We start from the raw sequence: 22035 nt of genomic DNA, 5'->3' as shown, positions 1-22035 counted from the left end.
GACCTCTCGCCGACTGATTGAGGCTCACGTCAGTGACCGGGCACGTATCCGCGCTGTTTGTCGACCACGTTCTTCAGCGGCCGGCCCGCCGCCCAGCGCTCGAACAACTCCACGAACTGCGCGCCGAGTTCGTCCCGCCAGCCGACCGTGTCCCCGCTCATGTGCGGGGACACCAGCAGCCCCGGGACCTGCCACAACGGGCTCTCCGGGGCGAGGGGTTCGGTCGCGAAGACGTCCAGCGCGGCGCCCGCGATCCACCGCTTCCGCAGTGCCTGGACGAGCGCCTCCTCCACGACGAGCTGCCCCCGGCCGACGTTGACGAAGCAGGCGGAGGGCTGCATCACACCGAAGCGGCGGGTGTCGAACATGCCGTGGGTCTGCTCGGTGAGCGGGGCCGCCGCGATCACCCAGTCGGCGCGGGCGAGGAGACGGTCCAGGTCCTGGGGTCCGTGGATGCCGGTGCGCGGGACACGGCCGACGACCGCCGTGGTCACACCGAGCGCCTTCAGCGTGCGGGCGACGGCCCGGCCGATCGGCCCCGAGCCGACGACCACGGCGTGCGTCCCGGCCACCCGCCGGCTCTCCCGGTGCCGCCACTCGCGGCGCCCCTGGAGCTCCCAGGTGCGCGGCAGGTCCTTCGCCATCGCCAGGACCAGTGCGGCGACGTACTCGGCGATCGGCTCGTCGAAGATCCCGCGCGCGTTCGTCACCACCGTGTCCGACGCGGCCAGCTCCGGGCACATCAGATGGTCGACGCCCGCGCTCGCCGTGTGCACCCAGCCCGGTCGCGGCCCCTCGCCCGGCCAGGCGTCCCGCACGGCGTACGAGGTGAAGTCCCACACCAGCAGCACGTCCGCCTCCGGCAGGCGCGCGGCGAGAGAGGCCTCGTCGGTGTGCACCACCCGGACCCGCCCGGTGAGCCGGCCGAGCCGGGGGAGGGGATCGGCGTCCAGGACGAGGAGGGTGGGGACGTCGGTCATCCGGTGCCCCTTCCTCGGGCGTGACGAGCGTGACCAAGGGCCCGGCGCCGGGCCCGGCGTGCGTGACCAAGGGCCTGACGTGCGGGGATGGAACACATTCGCACCCGAACCCACGGCCGTCAACACGGCCGTCCGGGCGGTCGGTTGCCGCGTCCCGTCTCCCGCCCGGACCTCGGGGCCCGCCCGGCGACTCACGCCGAGAGCTGTACATACCGGTCATCTCGGCCAACCAGGTGACGACGGGCGCGGCACTGCTCCGAATGGGTACCCGGACCGTGGGGCCGTACCAGGCTCTGCTGGACGAGGGGGCGCGGCAGTGGCCCCCGTACTGCCCGAAGAACAGCAGGAAGGCTGGACATGACCGCACTCGGACTCCTCTACCCGGGCCACTCGGCCGAGGACGACTACCCCCGTATCGAGCAGCTCCTGGGCAGTGACATCCGGGTGGACCTGGTCCACACGGACATCGGCGAGGACGCGCACCGCGTCGACGTGCTGCGGCAGATGGGCGCGCCCGAGCGGCTCGCGGCGGGCGTCGAGCAACTGCGGCTGTCCGGCGCGGAGGCGATCGTGTGGGCCTGCACCAGCGGCGGCTTCGTGCACGGCTGGGAGGGCGCACAGGAGCAGGTGCGCGCCCTGGCCCGCGCCGCCGGGATGCCGGCCTCCTCGACCTCCTTCGCCTTCGTGCACGCGGCCCAGGAGATCGGCGCGGGCCGGGTCGCGGTCGGCGCGACCTACCCGGACGACGTGGCGGGCCTGTTCACGGAGTTCCTGCGGGCCGGCGGCCTGGAGGTGACCGGCGTCCACAGCTCCGGGACCGGCTCGGCGGCGGAGGTCGGCGCCTGGGGCGAGGCCGAGGTCTTCGCGCTGGCCCGCGGCGCCGACGACCCCGGCGCGGAGGCGGTCCTGCTGCCCGACACCTCCCTCCACACGGTCGCCCACCTGCCCGCCCTGGAGAAGGAGCTCGGCAAGCCGGTCCTCACCGCCAACCAGGTCACCGTCTGGGAGGCGCTGCGCCTGGCGGACCGGCGGGTGAACGCGCCCGGCCTGGGGGCGCTGTTCACACGGGAGCCGATCGTGCAGGTGTGAGCGACCTCGGGGGAGCGGCCACGCGGGAAGCGGCTGGGGAAGCGACGCCGGGGGTGTGACACCGAAAGCGCCACCTGGGGGAAGCGGCACCGAGGGAAGCGCCACCTGAGGAAGCGGCACCGAGGGCAGCGGGGAAGCGCCACCTGGGCCAGCGGCACTCAGGGCAGCGGCCTCCCGGGGACGCGGCGGCCTCCCGGGGGAATAAGCGGAGACACTCTCCTGTTAGCGGTGCGAGGACAGCGCGCGCTCGAGATCAGGAGGAACCTGTGGCGGCGGACGAGACGGCGGCAGGCGGGAAGACGGTGGACGAGAAGGCGGCGGACGAGACGGCCGCAGGCGGGAAGACGCCAGCCGGGACGTCGACGGGTGAGACGTCGGCCGACGAGATCCGAGGCGTGGCGCACGGCACCGCCCCCGTCCCCCTCTCCGTCCTGGACCTGGTCACCGTCGGTTCCGGCCGCACCGCCACCGACGCCCTGCGCACCAGCGTCGACCTCGCCCGGCTCACCGAGGCCCGCGGCTTCCACCGCTACTGGGTCGCCGAGCACCACTCCATGCCGGGCGTCGCCTCCTCCTCGCCCGCGGTGATCCTCGCCCACCTCGCCGCCCACACCGACCGCATCCGGCTCGGCTCGGGCGGCGTCATGCTGCCCAACCACGCCCCGCTGGTGATCGCCGAGCAGTTCGGCACCCTGGAGGCCCTCGCCCCGGGCCGCGTCGACCTCGGTCTGGGCCGCGCCCCCGGCACCGACGGCGCCACCGCGGCCGCCCTGCGCCGCACCGACCGGCTGAACGAGGGCGCCGACGACTTCCCCGAGCAGCTCGCCGAGCTGACCCGCTTCCTGGACGACGACTTCCCAGACGGCCACCCCTACCGCCGGATCCACGCGGTCCCCGGCCCCGTCCAGGCCACGTCCCCGGGCGGTGTGCAGTCCCGGCACCGCCCGCCGATCTGGCTGCTGGGCTCCTCCGGCTTCAGCGCCCGCCTGGCGGCCCTGCTCGGCCTGCCGTTCGCCTTCGCGCACCACTTCTCCGCGCAGAACACGATCCCGGCGCTCGATCTGTACCGGGAGCACTTCCGCCCGTCCGAGGTCCTCGACGAGCCGTACGCCCTCATCGGCGTCTCCGTGCTCGCCGCCGACGACGAGCGCGAGGCCCGCCGCCAGGTCCTCGCCACCGGCCTGAACATGGTCCGCCTGCGCACCGGCCGCCCCGGTCTGTTCCCCTCCCCCGAGGAGACGGAGGCGTACGAACTCAGCCCGCTGGAGAGGGAGTTCGTCGACTCCTGGACCGCGAACATCATCCACGGCACGGCGGACGAGGTCCGCTCCGGCCTCGACGACCTCCACAAGCGCACCGGCGCCGATGAGTTGATGCTCACCAGCCACGCCCACCGCGGCGAACTGCGCCTGCGCTCCTACGAACTCGTCGCGGACGCCTACGGGTTGCCGGCGGCCTAGGGAAACGGGTACGGACGGCCTACGGGTTGCGGACGGCGTACGCCGCCGACTCCAGCAGCTCGGAGATGCGGTCCGGCGCCACCGGGCGGGAGTACAGCCATCCTTGCCCGGTGTCGCAGCCGATGCTCCTCAGCCGGCTGGCCTGCGCGGACGTCTCCACGCACTCGGCGGTGACGGTCAGCCCCAGCCGGTGCGCGAGGTCGATCATCGCCTCGACGACGACCTGGTCCGCCGGGTTCGGGGGCGCCCCGGCGCCCTCGTACTGGAAACCGCGCACGAACGATCCGTCCAGCTTCAGTACCGACACCGGCAGCCGGCTCAGATACGCGAGGTTGGAGTAGCCGGTGCCGAAGTCGTCGATGGCGATGTTCACGCCCATGTCGCTGAGCGCCTGCAACGCCTGCAGCGGACGTCCGGCGGAACCCATCACCGCGGACTCGGTCAGCTCCAACTGGAGCAGCTGCGGGGGGAGTCCGGTCTCCGCGAGGATCTCCGCCACGTCCGCCACCAGGTCGGAGTCCCACACCTGACGCACCGCAACGTTCACGCTCACGAACAGCGGCGGCTCCTCGGGATGCTCCACCTGCCAGCTGCGGGCCTGCCGGCAGGCGGTGGCCAGCACCCAGCGGCCGAGCGGCACGATCGAGCCGTCCTCCTCGGCCAGTGCGACGAACCGATTCGGCGGCAGCAGACCGAAGTTGGGGTGATCCCAGCGCACCAGCGCCTCCACACCCCGCAGCCGCCCGTCCGCCATCCCCACCAACGGCTGGTACTCCAGCCGGAACTCACCGCGCTCGATGGCGGGCCGCAGCGTCGAGGCCAGCGCCTGACGGGTCATCAGGTGGGCGTTGCGCTCCGGGTCGAACAGTGTCCAGCGGTCCTTGCCGTCCACCTTCGCCCAGTACAGCGTGGTGTCGGCGGCCTGCATCAGCCCGGTCGCGGTGGTCCCGGCCGCGTGCCGCTCGACGACCCCGATCGACGCGGAGACGTTCAGCCGATGCCCCGCGAGGTCGAACGGCGCCTGCAGCGCCTTGAGTGCGGACTCGGCGAGGTCCGCGAGCTGCTCGGTGCCGGTGGAGTCCTCCACCAGCAGCGCGAACTCGTCACCGCCGAGCCGCGCCACCAGCGGCACGCTGGGACGGGGCCGCCCCGCCTCCTTCGCGCACTCCGTCAGCCGCTCGGCCACGGCGGCCAGCAGCCGGTCGCCGACCCGGTGACCGAGGGTGTCGTTGACCGCCTTGAACCCGTCGATGTCCAGGTAGCACAGCCCGATCCGGCCAGTCCCGCCCTGCTCGTACGACTCCGCCTCCAGCGCCGCCGACACCCGCTCGAAGAACAGGGTCCGGTTGGGCAGCCGGGTCACCGGGTCGTGCATCTGCAGGTGGCGCAGCCGGGCCTGGAGGTCCCGGTGGGCGCTGATGTCGGCGACGGACAGCAGGACGCCGGACGGGTCGCCGTCGAGGAGTGCCACGGTGACCTGCGCCCACAGTGAGTGACCGTCGGGCTGTTTCAGTCGCCGTGTGCAGCGCAGGCCGGCCTGCCGGCCGCGGAGGACCTCGCGGTAGTCGTGCCAGGTGCGGGCGTCGGAGGCCAGGTCCAGCAGATCGGCGGCCACCTGCCCGATCAGCCCCTCCGCGCCGCCGCCGAGCAGTGTGCCGAGCGCCTCGTTGGCGTCGGTGACCAGACCCTCGCGGTCGACGACCGCCATGGCGAGGGGAGCGGTCGCGAAGACGGCACGGTAGGCCGAAGAGGTCGCTGGTCCGCTGTCGGTGCCTTCCGGCGCATCCCTACGAGGAGATGCCTGAATGTCACTCTCCGTGACGGCGGACCGGTCGAGGTCTGCCGCGGGCGTCGACCCTTCGGACGTTCCGCTCACCGCTCGCTCCCGCAGTGCACTCGATCTCTGTCCGCGCAGCAAAGTGTGCCGATCATAGAGGTTGGCTCCGGACTTGTGCAGCCACTGCACAGTGTCCCGGAACACCCCACCCTTCTGACAGATCGTTTCTGCCCGCAACTGGACCGGTTCTGCCGGCGGCAGAGCACTTGTGACGTTCCGTGAGTATTCCGGGGGTGTCGGCGTTGATGCCCGCTTTCCGCCCCTCTCACTCATCTGGTGCAGGAAAACGGGGCGTAGTACGACAAACCGACACAGGCTGGGTGCGGTGTCCCGTGAACCGTTCCCGGAGGTCTCCGTGCCGCGACAGCCCCCGCGCGCCCGACTGCGCAGCACCGCGGCCGTGTTCACCACCCTCTCGGCGCTCGCCGCGACCTCTCTGATCACCGGCCCCTCGGCCGCCGAACCCTTCTTCTCCGTGCCCTGCGCCCTGAAGCGCACCGCTGCCCACCACTCCGAGGGCCTGGACACCTGGAACGCCGCCTACCCACGCCCGGCCCGCACCCTCGACGCGGTGATGATCTTCCTGTCGTTCCCGGACTGGACCCCCCTGAGCTCCCCCGACGACATCGCCGCCGACCACTTCCCGGCCACCAGCGACTTCTTCCATCGGGCCTCCTACGGCAGATTCACCCTGCGCGCGCACCCGCTGCGGCAGTGGATCCGCATGCCGAAGCCGTCCACCGCGTACGCCATACGGCGCGACTGGAGCGTCGAGCAGCGCACCGCCTACCTGCGCGACGCGCTCACGGCCGCCGACCGGCAGGTCGACTTCTCCCGCTACGACATCGTCTACTTCGTCGCCGACCCGGACGCCCCCGGCGTGGACTCCGACGCCACCAAGGTCGTCAACCTGGACCAGCCGCTGCGGGCGGACGACACGGACATCCGCCGGATCGTCACCGTCTTCGAGCGGCACCCGCCCGACCGGCTCGTCCTCGCCCACGAGACGGGGCATGTCTTCGACCTGCCCGACCTCTACCACCGCCCGGTGGACGGCAAGGGCGACTGGGACACCTATGTCGGCGACTGGGACCTCATGGGCAGCCAGTTCGGACTGGCGCCGGATCTGTTCGCCTGGCACAAGTGGAAGCTGGGCTGGCTGGGAACCCACCAGGTGGCGTGCGTGTCCGCCCGTAAGGCGTCGCGGCTGACCCTGGAACCGCTCGGCGCCGGCCCGGACGTGCCGGGGGCGGGCGCCTCCGGTTCCCCGGCCTTCGGGCTCGGCAACGGCACCAAGCTCGCCGTCGTCCGCACCGGCACCGACAGTGCCGTCGCCTTCGAGGCCCGCGGCCCGCTCGGCAACGACCGTTCCGCCTGCCGCTCCGGCATCCTCGTCTACCGCGTCCACAGCGGTGAGGCGTCCGGCCGCGGCCCCGTCGAGGTGATCGACGCCCACCCCGACACCGAGGACTGCTGGGAGAACTCCGTCTACCCACCCCTGGCGGACGCGCCGGTCGCCCTCGGCGAGAGATTCACGGTGCCGGGGGAGGACGTACGCGTGGAGGTGGACGGCAGGACGCCGACGGGGTCGTGGACGGTGAAGATCACGCCGGGGTCACCCCCGGGGCGGGGGGCGCGGGGGCGCGGACCCGCGGCGGGGGGCTTGCGTTCGCGTTTTCCGCGAACACAAGCCGCCATCGACATCGTGCGCCGCCAGGGACTCGAACCCCGGACCCGCTGATTAAGAGTCAGCTGCTCTAACCAACTGAGCTAGCGGCGCCTGCTGACGTCGTAGACCTTAGCACCCTGGTCGGCGGGGTGAGAAATCGATATCCGCACAGCTGCGCGGGCGGCCCGGACGGCGGCCCAGAGCAGGATCTCGGGGCCCGGCAGCCACGGGTGGCGGGTGTCCGGGGCGACCATCCAGCGGGTGGAGGCGTCCTTCGTGGAGGTGAGCGGGGGCGGCACGGTCACCGCGTCACCAGTGCCGTGGCACAGCAGCGGCGGGACACCGCACGTACGGCCGTCCGGGCGACCGTCGGCGCTCCACTCCTCCCACGCCAGCAGCGAGGGCAGCCGCTGGGCCGTGCCCGGTGCGGCGAACAGCAGCGTCCGCCCGCGGAACGCGGCCACCGGCCCGGAGCCCGGCCCCTCGCCCCACAGCCGGTCCAGCATCAGCCGCCCGAACATCGCGGGGGCGCTCACGACGTCGAAGACGGAACCGCAGGGCAGGACGACCGGGGCGTGCGGCTGGTCCTCCCAGAGGGCGAGCGTGCTCCGCGGGTACGTCGCGGCGGAGGCCAGCCAGGCGGCACCGTCCGCGGTGACCCCGGCGGCGTCGGCGGGCTCGGTGAGTTGGGCGTCCCATGCGCTGCTCATACCATCCAGATCTACCGGGCGTGAGCGGCTGATTCCCCAGAGTTGCCGGAAATCGGGACACGGGCGACCCGGAACGGGTATCTTGCCCGCCCGGCATATGCCATGGGGTCACGCCGGGTGGTCCGGGCCGCCGACGTGGTCCGGGTCGCCCGGGTGGTACTGCGCCGAGAGCCGTCCGCCGCGCACGGGTTCGCCGTGCCTACACGGGGTCGACGTGCCCCCGCCCCTCGACATCGCCCCGCATCAGGTCGCGGCCGAACTCGACCATCTTCTTCGCGTAGTCCTCGGTCCACTCCGCGCGCTGTGCGATGTCGGCCGCCGTCAGCCGGTCGAAGCGGCGCGGGTCGGCGAGCTGGGCCGCCGCCATGGCCTGGAACTCCATCGCCCGGTCGGCCGCCGCCTGGAAGGCCTGCGTCAGCTCCGTGGCACGCGCCAGCAGCGCCTGGGGGTCGTCGATCGACTCCAGGTCGAAGAAGTGCTCCGGATCACCGGCCGCCTCCGCGGGCTCGAAGAGCAGGGGCGCGGGGCGTAGCCGCGGTTCGTTCCGACGCGGCGTGGGCTCCGCCATGTCTTCTCCTCCTCGTACGGTCGGGATGGCACCACTGGGGAGCGGACCACCTTCCATTGTCCTCCGGGCACGCAAGAGGGCCCGGAACCCGAAGTCTCAAGGCTTCCGGCGCCCGCGATGTTCCCGGCAGCCACCCACGACGCGCCGACACCGCGCGAACCGTGCCGCTCCGGCTCGGCCGAGTGGGTGTCGTGGGGTCGGTCAGGGGTGTTGGGTGATCCGGTGTTTCGTCAGGTGTGCCAGGACGGCGTGGTTGGCCTCCCAGCCGTCCGGGCTGTTGTCGTCGGCCGCCTCCGGCGGCGTGCCGGACTCCGTCCGGCGGGGGCGGGAGCCGGTGCGGCGCCGGCTCGGCCGAGTGGGTGTCGTGGGGTCGGTCAGGGGTGTTGGGTGATCCGGTGTTTCGTCAGGTGTGCCAGGACGGCGTGGTTGGCCTCCCAGCCGTCCGGGAACTTCACGACCGTTCCCAGCTGTACCGGCTCGGTCGACGGATAGTCGTCCAGGAGTTCGCCCACCCCCGCCCGGCACACCACGATGCACGCGTGCCGGTGGCGGGACGCGAGGACGCAGAGGCGGCCCGTTTCCAGGTGGAAGGCGGTGGCGTCGGGGCGGCCGGAGAGGGGGTGGAGGATCACCGTGACGTCGTACTCCCGGCCCTGGAGCCGGTTGGCCGTGTCCACGGTGACGTCCGTGACGCCCAGCTCGGCGAGCGCCGCGCGGACGGCCGCCGCCTGGTCGCGGTGTGCCGTGCCGACGGCGATCCGGTCGGCGGTCAGGGCGGTGGGGGCGGGGGAGCGTTCGGAGGTGGCGGCGCCGCCTCGGTCCAGCAGGCGGCGGACGACCGTCGCGACCGCCCGTACCGCCTCCGGGTCCGTGCGCGGCGTGTGCCGGGCGGGCAGCTCCAGCAGGCCCCAGCCGGACTCCGCCGCCTCGTCGATCACCCGGTCCGGCGCGGAGCCGTCCGAGGGAACGGCGAAGGCCAGACGCCGGTCGCCGTGGTCCGTGCCGCTGCGGAAGGGGGTGTACGGGTAGAAGGCGTCCGAGACCAGGGGCGCCGCCGACGCCGGGAGGCGCCAGGACACCGGCAGCCGGTGCTGCGGCAGGTCCGGGTTGTGCGCCAGCAGCGTCGTCACCGCCGAGGCCGACGGGTCGTACGACAGGCCCGCCCACTGCTCACTGCCCACGATCGCGAACGGGTCCAGCTGCCCCGGGTCGCCCACGAACAGCGCCCGCTCGAACAGCCCGGCCACCGCGAGCAGGCCGTCCGAGCGCATCTGGTACGCCTCGTCCACGATCGCGTGCCGCCACGGCTCGTCGACCTTCACATGCGCCCACTTCGCCGCCGTGGAGATCACCACGGGCAGACCGGTGAGGTCTCCCGCCTTCGCCGACTTCCGTACGTTCGGCAGGTCGTCCAGCGCCTTGTCGTAGGCGTCGGTGTCGCTGCTGTGCAGACGGCCCACCGGCAGCTCGGGGCTCTTCTCGGCGAGGCGCAGGACAAGATCGTCGACCTGGGCGTTGGTCTGCGCGACCACCATCAACGGCCGCCCGGCGTCCGCCAGTTCCAGTGCCGCGCGGACGACGAGCGTGGACTTGCCGGCGCCCGGAGGGGAGTCGACGACCACACCGCGCGCGCCGCCGTGCAGCGTGTCGTGGAGGATCGCGTCGGTGGCGCGGGCGGCGGCGGTACCGGCGTCGAAGACGGTCTCGGTGGTCACAGGGAGTCCTCCTCGGTGACGGGGTCGGCGGCTTCCAGGACCGGCTCGCCGGGCGGACCGCCGTGCGTCCACGGTGTCTCCTCCGGGTCGGGCAGCTTCGCGCCGCCGCGCTGCTCGTGCTCGAAGAGCGTGAAGCACACCCGGTCGCCCTTCTCGGGCACCGACCCCTCATCCGGCTCCTTGCCGCGGCCCATCTTGTCGACGATCCGCAGCACCAGGACGCCCTCGTCCTCCTGACCGACGAACTCCGCCGCCTGCGGCTTGCCGCCCAGCGACCGGAACACCTTCGCCCGCTCCCCGAGATGCGGCCGGTCCTCCGTACGGACCGTGACCAGCGGGCGCGGACTCGGCCGTTTGCCCTCGCTGTACGCCATGACGACGTCGACGACCTCGCCCGCGAACGCCTCCCCGGTCAGCCGCCGGCCCGCCATCACCAGCGGGTCGTCGAGGGCCTCCTGCGCCTCCAGACGGGCCTGCTCGCGCTCGCGCGTGGCCAGCTTGTTGGCGGCGGTGACCGCGTCGTCGCGGCGCGGCTGCGGCGGCTCGCCCGCCACGACCCGGTCGCGGTGACCGGTGAACGACCAGCGGTCGCGCGTCCACCGCTCTTCGACGTGCGCCCCTTCGGGCAGCGTCCGCAGCAGGTCGATGCCCTCCCACACCCTCCGCCAGGTGGGCAGCGTCCGGCTGCGGACCAGCTCGCGGATCTCCCGCTCGGCCGCGGTCAGCTCGCCGAGCCGGTCGTCGGCCTGCAGTCCGTCCTCGGCGGCGGCCAGGGCGGTGCGCGCACGGTCGTAGCGCTCGATGGCCGGGGCGAGCAGCTTGTTGTCGAACGCCGGGTCGGTCGCCGGACCGGCCGGCGGGCACAGCAGCTGGCCCTCGTCGTCGCGCGCGAGCTCGGCCTGGAGCGCGGCCTCGGCGCCCGTGCTGCCCTCGGGCGGGTCGATCCAGGCGAGCAGCGCCCCCAGGTGCTGGTCCTCCAGGCTGGACTGCCCGGTCGCCCAGTGCCGGCCCAGTACCTCCGTGAGCGCCAGCAGCAGCGAGGACCCGGGCACCCGGGCCCGCTCCCCGAAGTGCGTCAGCCACCGCCCGAGCAACGGCACGCGCGGGGGCGCGGGATACGGCGTCTCCGGGTCCTGCTCCGCCGTACGCCGAAAGCGCATCGAGCGGCCCAGCAGGCGGACGAGGTCGACGCCCGCGCGGCTGGGGACGACCAGCTGGGGCGCGTCGGCGCACAGCTCGACCTCGACCTTGACGCGTTTGCCGGTCTGCGGGTCGGTCTCGTTGCGCTCGGCGGCCTCGACGGCGTCGGCGTAGGAGTCGATGTACGGCAGGACGATGTCGGCCAGCTCCGCCAGGAACGCGAACCTCAGGTCGCGGTCGCGCGGCTGCGGGACGACCAGCAGGCGGGGCGTGTCCCGGTCGGTGCCGACCAGCGCGCCCAGCGGGGCGCCGGCCTCACCGGCGGTGGTCAGCGGCACGAACACCAGCGGCCGTTCGGACAGGTGCCGGTGCCGGACGGTGGCGGCGGGCTGGGCGCGGCCGGTGGTGACGGCTTCGAGGCGGGCGAGGGTGGCGATCAGTGACACATCGCCCCCAGGGCCTCGCCCCGCAGCTGAGCCGCTCTGCGCAGGGCCGCGACCGCCGGATCGTCCGGGTCCCCGGCCTCCCCGCGCGCGGCGGCCAGCACGTCCTCGACCGTCGTCAGCCCGCCCAGCTCGGCGCGGACCGGGCGGCCCAGGGTGGTGACGGCGCCGGCCGCGCGGGAGCGGGCGCGGCAGTGGAAGGCCAGCTCGCACGCGGCCAGGCACTCCGGCGTGTACGCCGCCGAGACCGACTCGACGGCCGCCGTGAGCTGCTCGGCGGGCAGCTCGGGGGAGAAGCACGTGCCCTCCGGGAGGGCGTCGGCGATGTCCTGGATGCGGGTGAGCCGGGCCAGCTGGCGGCTGGTGACCGCGCGCTGCTTGCGGACGTCCACGGCGGAGGCGGTGGGCAGGTTGGAGAAGTCCTTGGGGCAGACCAGGAGCACGCGGTGGCGCACACGCGGGGCCGGGGCGTTTTCCTGAGCGGTCCACCTCGGGGGCGCCTCGGTCCCCTCCGGTTCCGTGCCGAGACGGCCGGCGACCTCCTCCAGCGCCAGCACGTACACCGCGGCCTGCCGGGCGGCCGCGCCGACCTTCGCCGGGTCCGCCGAGCCGTCCAGCATCGGGAACGACTTGATCTCCACGACCGTCCAGCTGCCGTCCGGGTGCACCACCACCGCGTCCGGCTCCAGGAAGGCGGGGGAGCCGGCGACGTCCAGCGCGAGCATCGGGTGGTCGAGCACCGTCCAGGTGCCGGAGGCCTCGGTGGCCTCGCGCAGCGCCAGCGCCGTCCGCGCCGTACGGCCCTCGGGGCCGATCGCCGACAGGTCGGGGACGCTCGCCCCGGCGGGCGGTACGGCGCGCGGGTCCAGCCTCTCGTGGACCAGACGCAGCAGCTCCGCGCCGCCGTCCGCCTTCACCTTCGCCTCGAACGCGTTGCCGCGCGTCAGGGCGAACTGCGACTGCCCGAAGGCCGAGGGCGAGCCCAGCGCGCTCGCCAGCGCCGCCTTGTCCACCCCGGCGCCGTCGAGGATCGCGCGCCGTCGGCAGCCCGGGTTCGCGGCGAGCGCCGCGAGGGCCCGGGCGTCCAGCGCCTTGGCGGGTACGTCGGGACCGCGCAGGTCAGCGAGCCGCTGCCGGAGCGCCGTCCCCCGCGTCCGAGGGGGAGGCACCCGGCTCGGCTCCGGGCCCGAACCGTGACTCGCGCTGCCGTGGAATTCGCTCACCCGTGGAAGTCTGGCATCCGCCACTGACAATCGGGGCGCCAGCGCCCCCGGAGGCCGTCGAGGCCAGAGGGACACGCGCCGCGGCGACCGGGCCGCGGGCCGCGAACCAGGCGCGGACCCCGTCCGCCCGCCGCATGACCAGCGGCGCCAGCAGCAGGCCCACGCCCATCACGGCCGCGCCCGCGGCCGCGTCGAGGAAGTAGTGGTTCGCGGTGCCCATCACGACGATCACCGTCACCAGGGGGTAGACGACGGCCGCCACCTTCGCCGTGGGCGTGCGGCCGTGGCGCCACAGCATCACCCCGCACCACAGCGCCCAGCCCACGTGCAGACTCGGCATGGCGGCGTACTGGTTGGTCATGCCGCCCATCCCCCGCGGCGCACTGGCCTCGCCGCCCCACCAGCCGTACGAGCTGTACTGGGCCATCGTGTCCACGAAGCCGTGTTCCGCCGACAGCAGCCGGGGCGGGCAGGTGGGCAGCAGGGTGAAGCCGATCAGGCCTATGAAGGTCGACGTCATCAGCCAGGTGCGGGCCGCCCGGTAGTGGACGGCACGCGAGCGGAACAGCCAGACCAGGATCACCGGCGTCACCACATAGTGCAGCGACGCGTACCAGAAGTCCGCCGGGACGCCGATCCACGCCTCGGACCGGAAGAGGCGGTTCAGCGGGTGCTCCGCGTTGATGTGCAGGAACTTCTCGATCCGCAGGATCGCCAGACCGTGGTCGACGGCCGTACTGACGTCCCCGCGCGCGAGCAGCCGGCCCGCCGAGTAGCACGCGTACACCAGAAGGATCAGCGGCAGTTCGGTCCACCAGCGCAGTCGGCTCGTCGGCGCCGCCTCGGTACCCGGTGTCTCGGTCTGCGGCATCCGATCGCCTCCCCCTTCTTGTCGCTGCGGCGCGGTGGCACGGAGGTGCCACTTTACGGCGTGCGTACGCGCCCGTTCCGAACGCCCCCGGCCCTCAAAGACGCTGAGATCGCCCGCCGGGTTGCCCCTGTTCAGGGTGAGCGATGATGGAGGGGTTCCGCCTCTGATTTGTCCCTGGGTTCCCCCAGGGTTTCCCCGGAAAGGTCCCCCATGGCACCGCGCATCCTGCTGGCCCGCCACGGACAGACGGAGTGGTCGCTGTCCGGCAAGCACACCGGCAGGACCGACGTGCCCCTGCTGGAGGAGGGCCGCCGCGGCGCCAAGCTGCTCGGCGAGCGGCTGCACCGGGCGCCGTTCGACGGCCTCCCGGACGTCGAGATACGCGTCAGCCCGCTGGCACGCGCGCGTGAGACGTGCGAGATCGCCGGCTTCGGCGAGCGGGCCACCACGTGGGACACGCTCATGGAGTGGGACTACGGCGCGTACGAGGGCCTGACCCCCGTCGACATCCAGGCCCGGCGGCCGGGCTGGCTCATCTGGCGTGACGGGGTGCCCGGCGGCGAGAGCCTGGCCGAGGTCACCGCGCGCGCGGACGAAGTCGTCGCCTGGGCACGCGCCGAGGACCGGGACGTCCTCGTCTTCGCCCACGGGCACATCCTCCGGTCGATCGGCGCGAGGTGGCTGGGGCTGCCGCTGGACTTCGCGGCACGCATCCGGCTCAACCCGACGTCGCTGTCGGTCCTGGGCTGGGCCTACGGGGAGCCGGCGATCGAGAGCTGGAACGACCTGGGGCACTTGGCGGGCTGACGAACCCTTGCCGGGTTGCCGCAGGCGGGTGCGTCCGTCCGCCCGCGCTCGCGGGGCGCCGGCTTCTGCGGACCGCGGCCGCCCTGTCGCACGACTGCCCGCGGCCAGGGCGGGGCGGCGTCGACGCGTGCCGTCTCGACGGGCGCCGTTCCTGTGGGACGGGAGCCGCCCTGCGGGGAGGTGCCCGCAGCCAGGCGGGCCTCTTCACACGGCTCTCGGTTGTGATGCGTGCCTCTCCAGGAAGTCCGACACCCCGGAAGCCCGCCGGTGAGGGAGCAGCACCCTCGCCGTGCCCGCCAGCATCGTCTGGATCCTCGACGACTGGACCTGACCGAGCAGATCCAGCACCCGCATCCCCGCCGCCGCGGCCTCGTCGGGGCGACCGCCGCGGGCGAGGTCGTCCGCCAGTTCGGCGGTGTACAGCGCGATGTTGCGGGTGAAGTGGGGGTCCTGGAGGTGCGCCGCGCGCCGTGCGTGCCGGGCCGCGCGCGGCCAGTCGCCCAGGGTGGACCAGCACTGGGCCTCCAGCCCCTCCAGCTCGGCCTCGCCGTAGAAGCTCATCCACTCGGGGTCGGCGTCGCAGGGGCCCCGTCCGTAGAGGGCCTGGGCGCGTGCGAGGGCCTGTTCGGTGCCGGTGCGGTCGGCGAGGCCGGCCCAGCCGCCCGCCTCGCGCAGCGCGAGCAGCGACATCAGCCGGGGCGAGCCGAGGGGGCGCGCGACACGCTGGGCCGCCTGCGCCGCGCGCACCGCCTCGCGCGGCCGGCCCGCGTCGCGCGCGAGGAACGCCGTGTTGCAGAACGCGTGCGCCTCCAGCGCCTCGTCCCCGGCCGTCCGCGCCGTCGCGAGGGCCTCCGCGTAGTGCGAGCGCGCGTCGTCGAACCGGCCGGAGTCGTGTGCCAGCCAGCCCACCGAGATGGCGAGCTCACCGGCGCCCGAGTGGAGCCGGTCGGCGGTCGCCTGCCGGGTCGCGCCGGCGTCCAGCAGCGCGTACGCGGCGCGCAGCGGGGCCGCCGCGCGCCGGTAGAGACCGTCCGCGCCGTGCCGGTCGTCCAGCAGCCGGATCCTGCGGACCGCTTCTTCGAGGGCGCTCGCGTCGCCCGCCCCGGCGCGGCGCACGGAACGTTCCGCCGCCGATGCGTCCAGGGCGAACCCGAAGGGGCCCAGCGAGGCGGCGGCCACCGTGGCGCCCCCGCCGGTCATGAATGCGCGACGCAGCACGTCGCTCTCCTCGTGGTTGTGGTGCGTGTCGTACGGGTCCTGCGTGTCATACGGCTCGTCCGCCCCGCGGGCCTCATCGGCACCCGGCGCGTCACCCACGGCGCGCGCCCCCCGTCCGCGTACGGACGAGCGGGGCGCGAACCCCAGATCGGTGAGCGTGCGGCCGGGGAACATATGCAGGAACACCCGCTCGTACGCGTAGTTGGGGCAGCGGATCTCTCCTGCCTCGACCCGGCCGATGTAGCGCGCGTCACAGCTGACCCGCTCACCGATCTCGCGCGCGGCCCGCCGTACCAGTGCGGCGAACTCGGCCGGCGAGCGCTGTCCGCGCAGCTGCCGGAAGGCGAGATTGGGCCGTGGTGGCCGGTTGGGCCGGGGTGGGGTCACCGTTGACGCCATGGCCGGGTCCTCTCGTGCGAACCGTCGAACCATGCCGGATTCCGGGTGGGTCAACCGATGCGTCCCGATGTGCTCACCCTGGTGTCCAGCGGGCAAGAACGTACCTGCTGTGGTCGGTTCGCCACGCTGTGTTTGGCTACAAACCGGATATCTCATCCACGATCTGCCATGAACTGCCATCCTTTGCGGCGCACTTCCGCCGTAGCCGTTGACGGTGTGACGCGTTGAACGCCGTGGACTGAAGCGGGCTGCGCGGTGTGGAGGCCGGGATGGAGACCAGCCAGAGCAACGATCCCTGTATGTCGTCGGTGGCGGCATGCGACCTCGTCACGGTGCCGACCCGGCAGGGTCTGGAGGCGGTCGACATCCTGCGCCGCGGTGACGCGGACGCGGTGGGGCCCGTCCTGCACGACGGAGGTGACACGCTCGGCTTCCTCGTGCCACCGGGAACCGCCGCCGCCTGGGACGTTCCCGGAAGTACCTGCACGGAGACCAACGGACACGGGCTGCGACTGAACCCCGAGCCGCCGGACGAGGGCGCGGACTGGCTGGTGCCGCCCGGTGAGGCGGACCTCGCGACGGATCCCGCCGTCCTGCGGCGGGCGTTGGGAGAGGCGGCGCGGACCATCGAGGCGGCGGACAACTGCCACTGAGGTGCTCCGGGCCCGGCTGAGCGCGCGGAGCGCCCTCACCGCCTGCGAAAATGCCTCCATGGCAAGGTCCAGGAACTCCCGGCGCGAGCGTGACGCCGACGCCGCCGTCGTCGAGCCCGTCGACGGCGGGCTCGCGCAGCTCGTGCCCGACCGCGACCGGACGCGGGCCTGGACGCTCCTCATCGACGGTGCGCCCCAGTCGCACGTCGACCTCGACGACCCGGCGTTCCTCTCCTTCGAGTACCAGCGGCGGCTCGGACACGTCATCGACCTCGCCGCCCCGCCCGGCAAGCCCCTGCACGTCGTGCACCTCGGCGGCGGCGCCTTCACCCTCGCCCGGTACGTCGCCGCCACCCGCCCCCGCTCCACCCAGCAGGTCGTCGAGCGTGACGTGCGCCTCGTCCAACTCGTGCGCCGGGAGCTGCCGTTGGACCCGGGTGCCCGCACAAGGGTCAGGTCCGTCGACGCCCGGGAGGGGCTCGCCAAGGTGCCCGACGGGTGGGCCGACCTCGTCATCGCCGACGTGTTCAGCGGCGCCCGGACGCCCGCGCACCTGACCTCGACCGAGTTCCTCGACGAGGTCCGCAGGGCCCTGAAACCCGGTGGGCTCTACGCCGCCAACCTCGCCGACGGCCCGCCGCTCGCCCACCTGCGCGGCCAGATCGCCACCGCCGCCGCCCGCTTCCCCGAACTCGCCCTGGTCGCCGACCCGACCGTGCTGCGCGGCAAACGGTTCGGCAACGCGGTCCTCGTCGCCTCCGACCTGCCCCTGCCGGTCGCCGAGCTGACCCGCAGAGCCGCCTCCGACCCGCACCCCGGCCGGGTCGAACACGGCAAGCCGCTCACCGACTTCACCGGCGGGGCCGTACCGGTCGTGGACGCGTCGGCGGTGGCGTCACCGGCACCGCCGCCGTCGGCGTTCCGATAGATCACCCGCCGTCGGTGTTCCGATAGGGCACCCGCCGACGGTGTTCGGATGAACCACCCACCGTCGGTGTTCCGACGGACCATGACCAGCCGTCAGAACACCTCGACGCGCGGCGGTCCGTCGTGCCACGTGCAGAACACCGACACCCGGTCCGCGCCCGAGGCGAACTCCACCCGGATCCATGACTCCGTCTTCCACACCTGCATCGACCAGTCGGCACCCGGCGTCGCCGAGACGAGCGTCGCGGAGGTCTTCCCGAGGTCGAACACGACCCGCCCGCCGTCGGTGTCGTAGCTCCTGACCTCGCCGGAGGGGCTCGGGGGAGCGGTCGTCGCCGTCTTCGAGGGGGCGGGGGAGGGCGAGCGGGGCTTCCGGCTCGGCTGCGGGGACGACCTGTCCGAGGGGCTCGCGGAAGAAACGGAAGGAGTGGGGCGGCTGGTGGCCGACGTCACCGGCTTCGACTCCTGCGTCGTCGCGTCGCCCGCGGTCAGCGGCAGCGCGCGCGGCGGGTCGTAGGCCGTGCCCGCCATGACCGTGTGGACACCCCACCACGACAGCGTGACCGCCGCGCCCGTGGCGAGCGACCACGCCAGTACGTGTACGAGTCCTCTGCGCATCGCGGGCCATCTTGCCCCACACGCCTCACGGGTGTCGCACGGATGCCCCACCGGTTGTCCACAGGAGGCGAGTTGTCCACAGGCCCGAATTCGTCTCGCCCGCATGGCGTACGGTGCGGCGCATGGCAAGTGTGCTCGTGGTCGAGGACGACCAGTTCGTGCGCTCGGCGCTCATCCGGCACCTGACCGACGCCTCGCACACCGTGCGCAGCGTCGGGACGGCACTGGAGGCGCTGCGCGAGGTCGCCCATTTCCGCTTCGACCTGGTCATCCTGGACCTCGGACTGCCCGACCTGGACGGCTCCGAGGCCCTGAAGATGCTGCGCGGCATCACGGACGTGCCCGTCATCATCGCCACCGCCCGCGACGACGAGACGGAGATCGTCCGCCTGCTGAACGCCGGGGCGGACGACTACCTGACCAAGCCCTTCTCGGTGGAGCACCTCTCGGCCCGTATGGCGGCCGTCCTGCGCCGCGCCCGCTCCGGCGCAGGAGACACCGCGCCGTCCACCGTCCTGCGGGTCGGTGGCCTGACCGTCGACCCGCTGCGCCGCCAGGCCGAGCTGGACGGCGCCCGCCTCGACCTCACCCGCCGCGAGTTCGACCTGCTCGCCTTCCTCGCCGGCCGCCCCGGAGTCGTCGTCCCGCGCCGGGAACTGCTCGCCGAGGTCTGGCAGCAGTCCTACGGCGACGACCAGACCATCGACGTCCATCTGTCCTGGCTGCGCCGCAAGTTGGGCGAGACGGCGGCCCGCCCGCGCTATCTGCACACCCTGCGGGGTGTCGGTGTGAAGCTGGAGCCGCCCGCCATGGAGCCTCCCACCACGGAGCCGCACGCCATGGAGTCCCCCGGCCCTCCCGGAGCGGAGCCGCCGCGATGAGGTGGGCACTGGTCAAGGTCTGTCTGGCGGTCACCACCATGGTCGTGGTCGCCTTCGCGGTTCCGCTCGGGCTGGTCATCAAGGAGATGGCCCGCGACCGCGCCTTCTCCAACGCCGAGCGGGAGGCCGCCGTCGTGGTCCCCGCGCTGTCCATCACCACCGACCGCGAGCAGCTGGAGCGGGTCATCGCCTCCGCCGGCTCCGACGACGGGATGGCCGTCCACCTCCCCGCGAGCGACGACCGGGCCGCCGTCGACCTCGGCCGGCGGCGCGCCGCCGACACCGACATCGCGGCCGTCCGCGAACTGGGCCGCGCCTCCACCGCCGAGGTGCCCGGCGGCTCCGTCCTGCTCCAGCCCGTCGCCCTGAGCATCGGGACCGTGGTCATCGAGGTGTACGTCCCCGAGTCCGAGGTCAGCAACGGCGTCGGCACCGCCTGGGCGGTGCTCGCCGCGGTCGGCGTCGCCCTCGTCGTCGGCTCGGTCGCCGTCGCCGACCGGCTGGGCGTACGGATGGTGCAGCCCGCCCAGCGGCTCGTCGAGGGCGCGCACGAACTGGGGGAGGGGAAACTGGGCGCGCGCGTGCCGGAGGAGGGGCCGAACGAACTGCGGCTCGCGGCAGTCGCGTTCAACTCCATGGCCGACCAGGTGGTCCAACTCCTCGCGAACGAAAGAGAGCTGGCCGCCGATCTCTCGCACCGGCTGCGTACGCCCCTGACCGTGCTGCGGCTCAACGCGGCCTCTCTCGGCGACTCCCCGGCCGCCGAGCAGACCCGGGCGGCGGTCGCCCAGTTGGAGCGCGAGGTCGACGCCATCATCCGCACCGCGCGTGAGGCCAAGCCGCAGACGGCGGCCGCCGGACCGGGCGCCGGATGCGACGCGGCGGAGGTCGTACGGGAGCGGATGGCGTTCTGGGCGGCGCTCGCGGAGGACGAGGGCCGCAAGGTGCGGGTGGCCGGCGTCGACCGGCCGGTGCGCATACCCGTGGCCCGCGCCGACCTCGCGGCCGCACTCGACGCCCTCCTCGGCAACGTCTTCCGGCACACCCCCGAGGGCACCGCCTTCGCGGTCGACGTGCACAACGCCGACGACGCGGTGATCGTGCTCGTCTCGGACGCGGGCCCCGGCATATCCGACCCCGAGGCCGCGATGGCCCGCGGCCGGGGTTCCGGAAACACCGGGTCCACCGGGCTCGGCCTGGACATCGTGCGCCGCCTCGCCGAGTCGACCGGCGGGGACGTACGCATCGGGTCGTCGGTGCTCGGCGGCACCGAGGTGCGGATATGGATCCAACTGAGCGGACACGCGCCGACGCGGAGGGGGCACCGGGGGGCGGTACGGCGGCGGAGGCGGGCGGGGGTGGGGTGAGGGCGGGACGGTACTCCTAAGCGGACGTCCGACCGGAACGGATCTCGGTCATGTGCGCGACGGACTTGATCATGTGGTAGCCGATGTTGCTGATCCGGACGCTGCCGCAGGTGCCGCCGATGACGAGCGACTGCCACTCCTGCTCCGGCTCGGTTTCGGACACCTCGAAGACCTTGTTCCCGTCCAGCGCCATCGCGAAGTCCACGTCCTCGACCCCGTCCAGAGTGAAGCTGGGCATGAGGTCCTTGACCACGCCCACGCCGACCCTGCTCAGGCGAGAGGGGGAGTGGCGCTGGATGGCAGTACGCAGGCGCGGGCCGACCTTGTCCATGTAGGGCAGCCCTTCGACCCATCTGACGACCAGTCGTGCCCTCAGCCGTGCGAGAACAGGTTGCCGGGTCGCCGGATAGGTGGAACGGAACTCGCAGCGGAACTCCAGAAGCCGGTTCTCCTCGATCCAGCGCTCCTGGTACATCGGTCGGCTGAAGAAGACGAGTTCGCGGTCCGGCAGGCGCACTCTGATTTCCCGGTCATCAAGGCCTCTGCTGAACTTGCCCGGTGTCAGAAAGGCGCCTCCCAGATCCAGAGGACCCCGGCCAGGGCCAGCAGAAGCACCAAGGCGGCCAGCGATGCCAGGGACATCGGCGTCCGCCATCCGGCTTTTGGGCGGGCTCCCGCAGGGCCTGGAGGTACCGGCGCAGCCGGTGGCCCCGGTGGGGCCTTCAGCGTCGGGAGCTTCCGCAGCGGCATGGCCGGGTCACCGACCTGGCCGCCCTCCACGAGGACCGCGAGCCGTCCGGGGAACAGGTCGGCCACGTCCGCCGCCTCGGAGACGAGGTTGAGCAGATGTGCCTGGCTCTCCTCCTCCCCGGACAGCAGCTCGGACAGCCGGTTCAGGAAGGCTGCCACGGCCCCCGGGGCGTCCCGCCCGGCGATCCACCGGTCGAGCCCGTGCTCGGGCGCGGACTCGTACGGTACGGGCTCCACACCGGCCAGTGCCGCGCGGATCGTCGCGGTCAGCTCTTCACGGTCCGCCGTGAGTTCTGACAGCGGGGCGGCCAGCAACCGGTCCACCTCCGGGGCGGGGCAGAGGCTGTCGAAGAGGGCGGAGAGCGCCTTGGGCTCGTCGCGGTGGCTGTCGAGGTCGGCCAGCCATCGTGAGGCCAGAGCCAGCACCAGCGCGCGGTCCTCGGCAGTGGTGCCGTCGTGGGCGCCCTCCAGAACCAGGGTGTAGAAGATCAGGGTGCCCACCGAGTCGGTGCGTACCGAGGGGACACCGCTCACCAGTACGCGCCACTGGTCGTGGCCCGCCACGGAGAGGAAACAGGGCCGCTCGGTGGCGGTCACGTCGGAGTACGCGTCCCACCAACGGCTGACGGGCCTGGAGTTGAGGAAGTCGTAGTCGAGTGGCCGGGGCGCACCTCGGGTACGCAGATGGATCCGCACGGAGAGTCCTTTCG

20 protein-coding genes, 1 tRNA gene and 1 pseudogene are annotated in these 22035 nt (G+C 73.2%); 9 read left to right on the top strand and 13 right to left on the bottom strand.

Going from position 1 to position 22035, the window contains the following annotated elements; genetic code table 11:
• Positions 1 to 29 precede the first annotated feature (29 nt).
• Positions 30 to 980, bottom strand: a complete 951-nt coding sequence (locus ACPT94_RS29865; RefSeq protein ID WP_360336919.1) for a D-2-hydroxyacid dehydrogenase — start codon at positions 978 to 980, stop codon at positions 30 to 32.
• A 200-nt stretch (positions 981 to 1180) separates the two neighbouring features.
• Between ACPT94_RS29865 and ACPT94_RS29860 the strand changes: the two are divergent.
• The 3 genes and pseudogenes from ACPT94_RS29860 to ACPT94_RS29850 all read left to right on the top strand — a co-directional run.
• A pseudogene (locus tag ACPT94_RS29860) lies at positions 1181 to 1341 on the top strand (maleate cis-trans isomerase family protein); the annotation flags it as partial.
• Positions 1338 to 2069: a maleate cis-trans isomerase family protein gene (locus ACPT94_RS29855; protein WP_360336917.1), complete on the top strand. Its 732-nt coding sequence runs from the start codon at positions 1338 to 1340 to the stop codon at positions 2067 to 2069. The pseudogene ACPT94_RS29860 and the gene ACPT94_RS29855, both read left to right, overlap by 4 nt.
• Positions 2070 to 2455: 386 nt before the next feature.
• On the top strand, positions 2456 to 3529 hold the full coding sequence (locus tag ACPT94_RS29850; RefSeq protein ID WP_360336999.1) for an LLM class flavin-dependent oxidoreductase: 1074 nt from the start codon (positions 2456 to 2458) through the stop codon (positions 3527 to 3529).
• A 19-nt stretch (positions 3530 to 3548) separates the two neighbouring features.
• Here ACPT94_RS29850 and ACPT94_RS29845 read toward each other — a convergent pair whose 3' ends face one another.
• Entirely contained in the window at positions 3549 to 5405 is a 1857-nt protein-coding gene (locus ACPT94_RS29845) for a putative bifunctional diguanylate cyclase/phosphodiesterase (RefSeq protein WP_425247246.1), read from the bottom strand.
• A 286-nt stretch (positions 5406 to 5691) separates the two neighbouring features.
• On the opposite strand from ACPT94_RS29845, the gene ACPT94_RS29840 reads away from it, so the two are divergent.
• The gene (locus ACPT94_RS29840; RefSeq protein WP_425247245.1) at positions 5692 to 7107 is read left to right on the top strand and encodes a M6 family metalloprotease domain-containing protein; all 1416 of its coding nucleotides are present in this window, start codon (positions 5692 to 5694) and stop codon (positions 7105 to 7107) included.
• Here ACPT94_RS29840 and ACPT94_RS29835 read toward each other — a convergent pair.
• The 7 genes from ACPT94_RS29835 to ACPT94_RS29805 all read right to left on the bottom strand — a co-directional run bounded on the left by ACPT94_RS29835 (position 7073) and on the right by ACPT94_RS29805 (position 13705).
• Positions 7073 to 7146 (bottom strand) — tRNA-Lys (locus tag ACPT94_RS29835). The two genes, ACPT94_RS29840 and ACPT94_RS29835, sit on opposite strands and share 35 nt — an antisense overlap.
• Positions 7137 to 7745, bottom strand: coding sequence for a bifunctional DNA primase/polymerase (locus ACPT94_RS29830; RefSeq protein ID WP_360336911.1), 609 nt, complete (start codon positions 7743 to 7745; stop codon positions 7137 to 7139). Before ACPT94_RS29830 ends, ACPT94_RS29835 begins: the two co-directional genes overlap by 10 nt.
• A 199-nt stretch (positions 7746 to 7944) precedes the next feature.
• Positions 7945 to 8313: a hypothetical protein gene (locus tag ACPT94_RS29825; RefSeq protein WP_360336909.1), complete on the bottom strand. Its 369-nt coding sequence runs from the start codon at positions 8311 to 8313 to the stop codon at positions 7945 to 7947.
• Between the two features lie 374 nt (positions 8314 to 8687).
• Positions 8688 to 10028, bottom strand: coding sequence for an AAA domain-containing protein (locus ACPT94_RS29820; RefSeq protein WP_360336907.1), 1341 nt, complete (start codon positions 10026 to 10028; stop codon positions 8688 to 8690).
• Entirely contained in the window at positions 10025 to 11614 is a 1590-nt protein-coding gene (locus tag ACPT94_RS29815) for a hypothetical protein (RefSeq protein ID WP_425247244.1), read from the bottom strand. Before ACPT94_RS29815 ends, ACPT94_RS29820 begins: the two co-directional genes overlap by 4 nt.
• Entirely contained in the window at positions 11605 to 12780 is a 1176-nt protein-coding gene (locus ACPT94_RS29810; protein ID WP_425247243.1) for a hypothetical protein, read from the bottom strand. The genes ACPT94_RS29815 and ACPT94_RS29810 overlap by 10 nt, the downstream gene beginning before the upstream one ends.
• Entirely contained in the window at positions 12731 to 13705 is a 975-nt protein-coding gene (locus tag ACPT94_RS29805) for a phosphatase PAP2 family protein (RefSeq protein ID WP_360336901.1), read from the bottom strand. Before ACPT94_RS29805 ends, ACPT94_RS29810 begins: the two co-directional genes overlap by 50 nt.
• Before the next feature lie 210 nt (positions 13706 to 13915).
• On the opposite strand from ACPT94_RS29805, the gene ACPT94_RS29800 reads away from it, so the two are divergent.
• Complete coding sequence (locus ACPT94_RS29800; protein WP_360336899.1) at positions 13916 to 14512, top strand: histidine phosphatase family protein; 597 nt, start codon at positions 13916 to 13918, stop codon at positions 14510 to 14512.
• Positions 14513 to 14716: 204 nt separating this feature from the next.
• On the opposite strand, the gene ACPT94_RS29795 is transcribed toward ACPT94_RS29800, so the two are convergent.
• Positions 14717 to 16129, bottom strand: a complete 1413-nt coding sequence (locus ACPT94_RS29795; protein WP_360336897.1) for an NsdA family TPR-like regulatory protein — start codon at positions 16127 to 16129, stop codon at positions 14717 to 14719.
• A gap of 269 nt (positions 16130 to 16398) precedes the next feature.
• Between ACPT94_RS29795 and ACPT94_RS29790 the strand changes: the two genes are divergently transcribed.
• The gene (locus ACPT94_RS29790) at positions 16399 to 16782 is read left to right on the top strand and encodes a hypothetical protein (RefSeq protein WP_360336895.1); all 384 of its coding nucleotides are present in this window, start codon (positions 16399 to 16401) and stop codon (positions 16780 to 16782) included.
• A gap of 58 nt (positions 16783 to 16840) precedes the next feature.
• Positions 16841 to 17710 carry a spermidine synthase gene (locus tag ACPT94_RS29785; protein WP_360336893.1) on the top strand — a complete coding sequence of 290 codons (870 nt, stop codon included), beginning with the start codon at positions 16841 to 16843 and terminating at the stop codon, positions 17708 to 17710.
• A 92-nt stretch (positions 17711 to 17802) separates the two neighbouring features.
• Here the strand turns inward: ACPT94_RS29785 and ACPT94_RS29780 are convergent, their stop codons facing one another.
• Positions 17803 to 18327, bottom strand: coding sequence for a hypothetical protein (locus tag ACPT94_RS29780; RefSeq protein WP_360336891.1), 525 nt, complete (start codon positions 18325 to 18327; stop codon positions 17803 to 17805).
• Between the two features lie 122 nt (positions 18328 to 18449).
• On the opposite strand from ACPT94_RS29780, the gene ACPT94_RS29775 reads away from it, so the two are divergent.
• The gene (locus ACPT94_RS29775; RefSeq protein ID WP_425247242.1) at positions 18450 to 19208 is read left to right on the top strand and encodes a response regulator transcription factor; all 759 of its coding nucleotides are present in this window, start codon (positions 18450 to 18452) and stop codon (positions 19206 to 19208) included.
• Positions 19205 to 20575, top strand: coding sequence for a sensor histidine kinase (locus ACPT94_RS29770; protein WP_360336888.1), 1371 nt, complete (start codon positions 19205 to 19207; stop codon positions 20573 to 20575). The genes ACPT94_RS29775 and ACPT94_RS29770 overlap by 4 nt, the downstream gene beginning before the upstream one ends.
• A 16-nt stretch (positions 20576 to 20591) precedes the next feature.
• Here ACPT94_RS29770 and ACPT94_RS29765 read toward each other — a convergent pair whose 3' ends face one another.
• A complete protein-coding gene (locus tag ACPT94_RS29765; RefSeq protein WP_360336886.1) occupies positions 20592 to 21092 on the bottom strand; it encodes a hypothetical protein in 501 nt (166 codons plus the stop codon).
• 44 nt (positions 21093 to 21136) lie between these two features.
• A complete protein-coding gene (locus tag ACPT94_RS29760) occupies positions 21137 to 22021 on the bottom strand; it encodes a hypothetical protein (RefSeq protein ID WP_425247241.1) in 885 nt (294 codons plus the stop codon).
• Positions 22022 to 22035: the final 14 nt, after the last annotated feature.

This window comes from Streptomyces aurantiaciflavus (assembly GCF_049808595.1).
In the GTDB taxonomy this organism is placed as follows: Bacteria; Actinomycetota; Actinomycetes; order Streptomycetales; family Streptomycetaceae; genus Streptomyces.
Note: the sequence above shows the minus strand (reverse complement) of the source record. Positions and strands in the feature narration are given on the sequence as shown.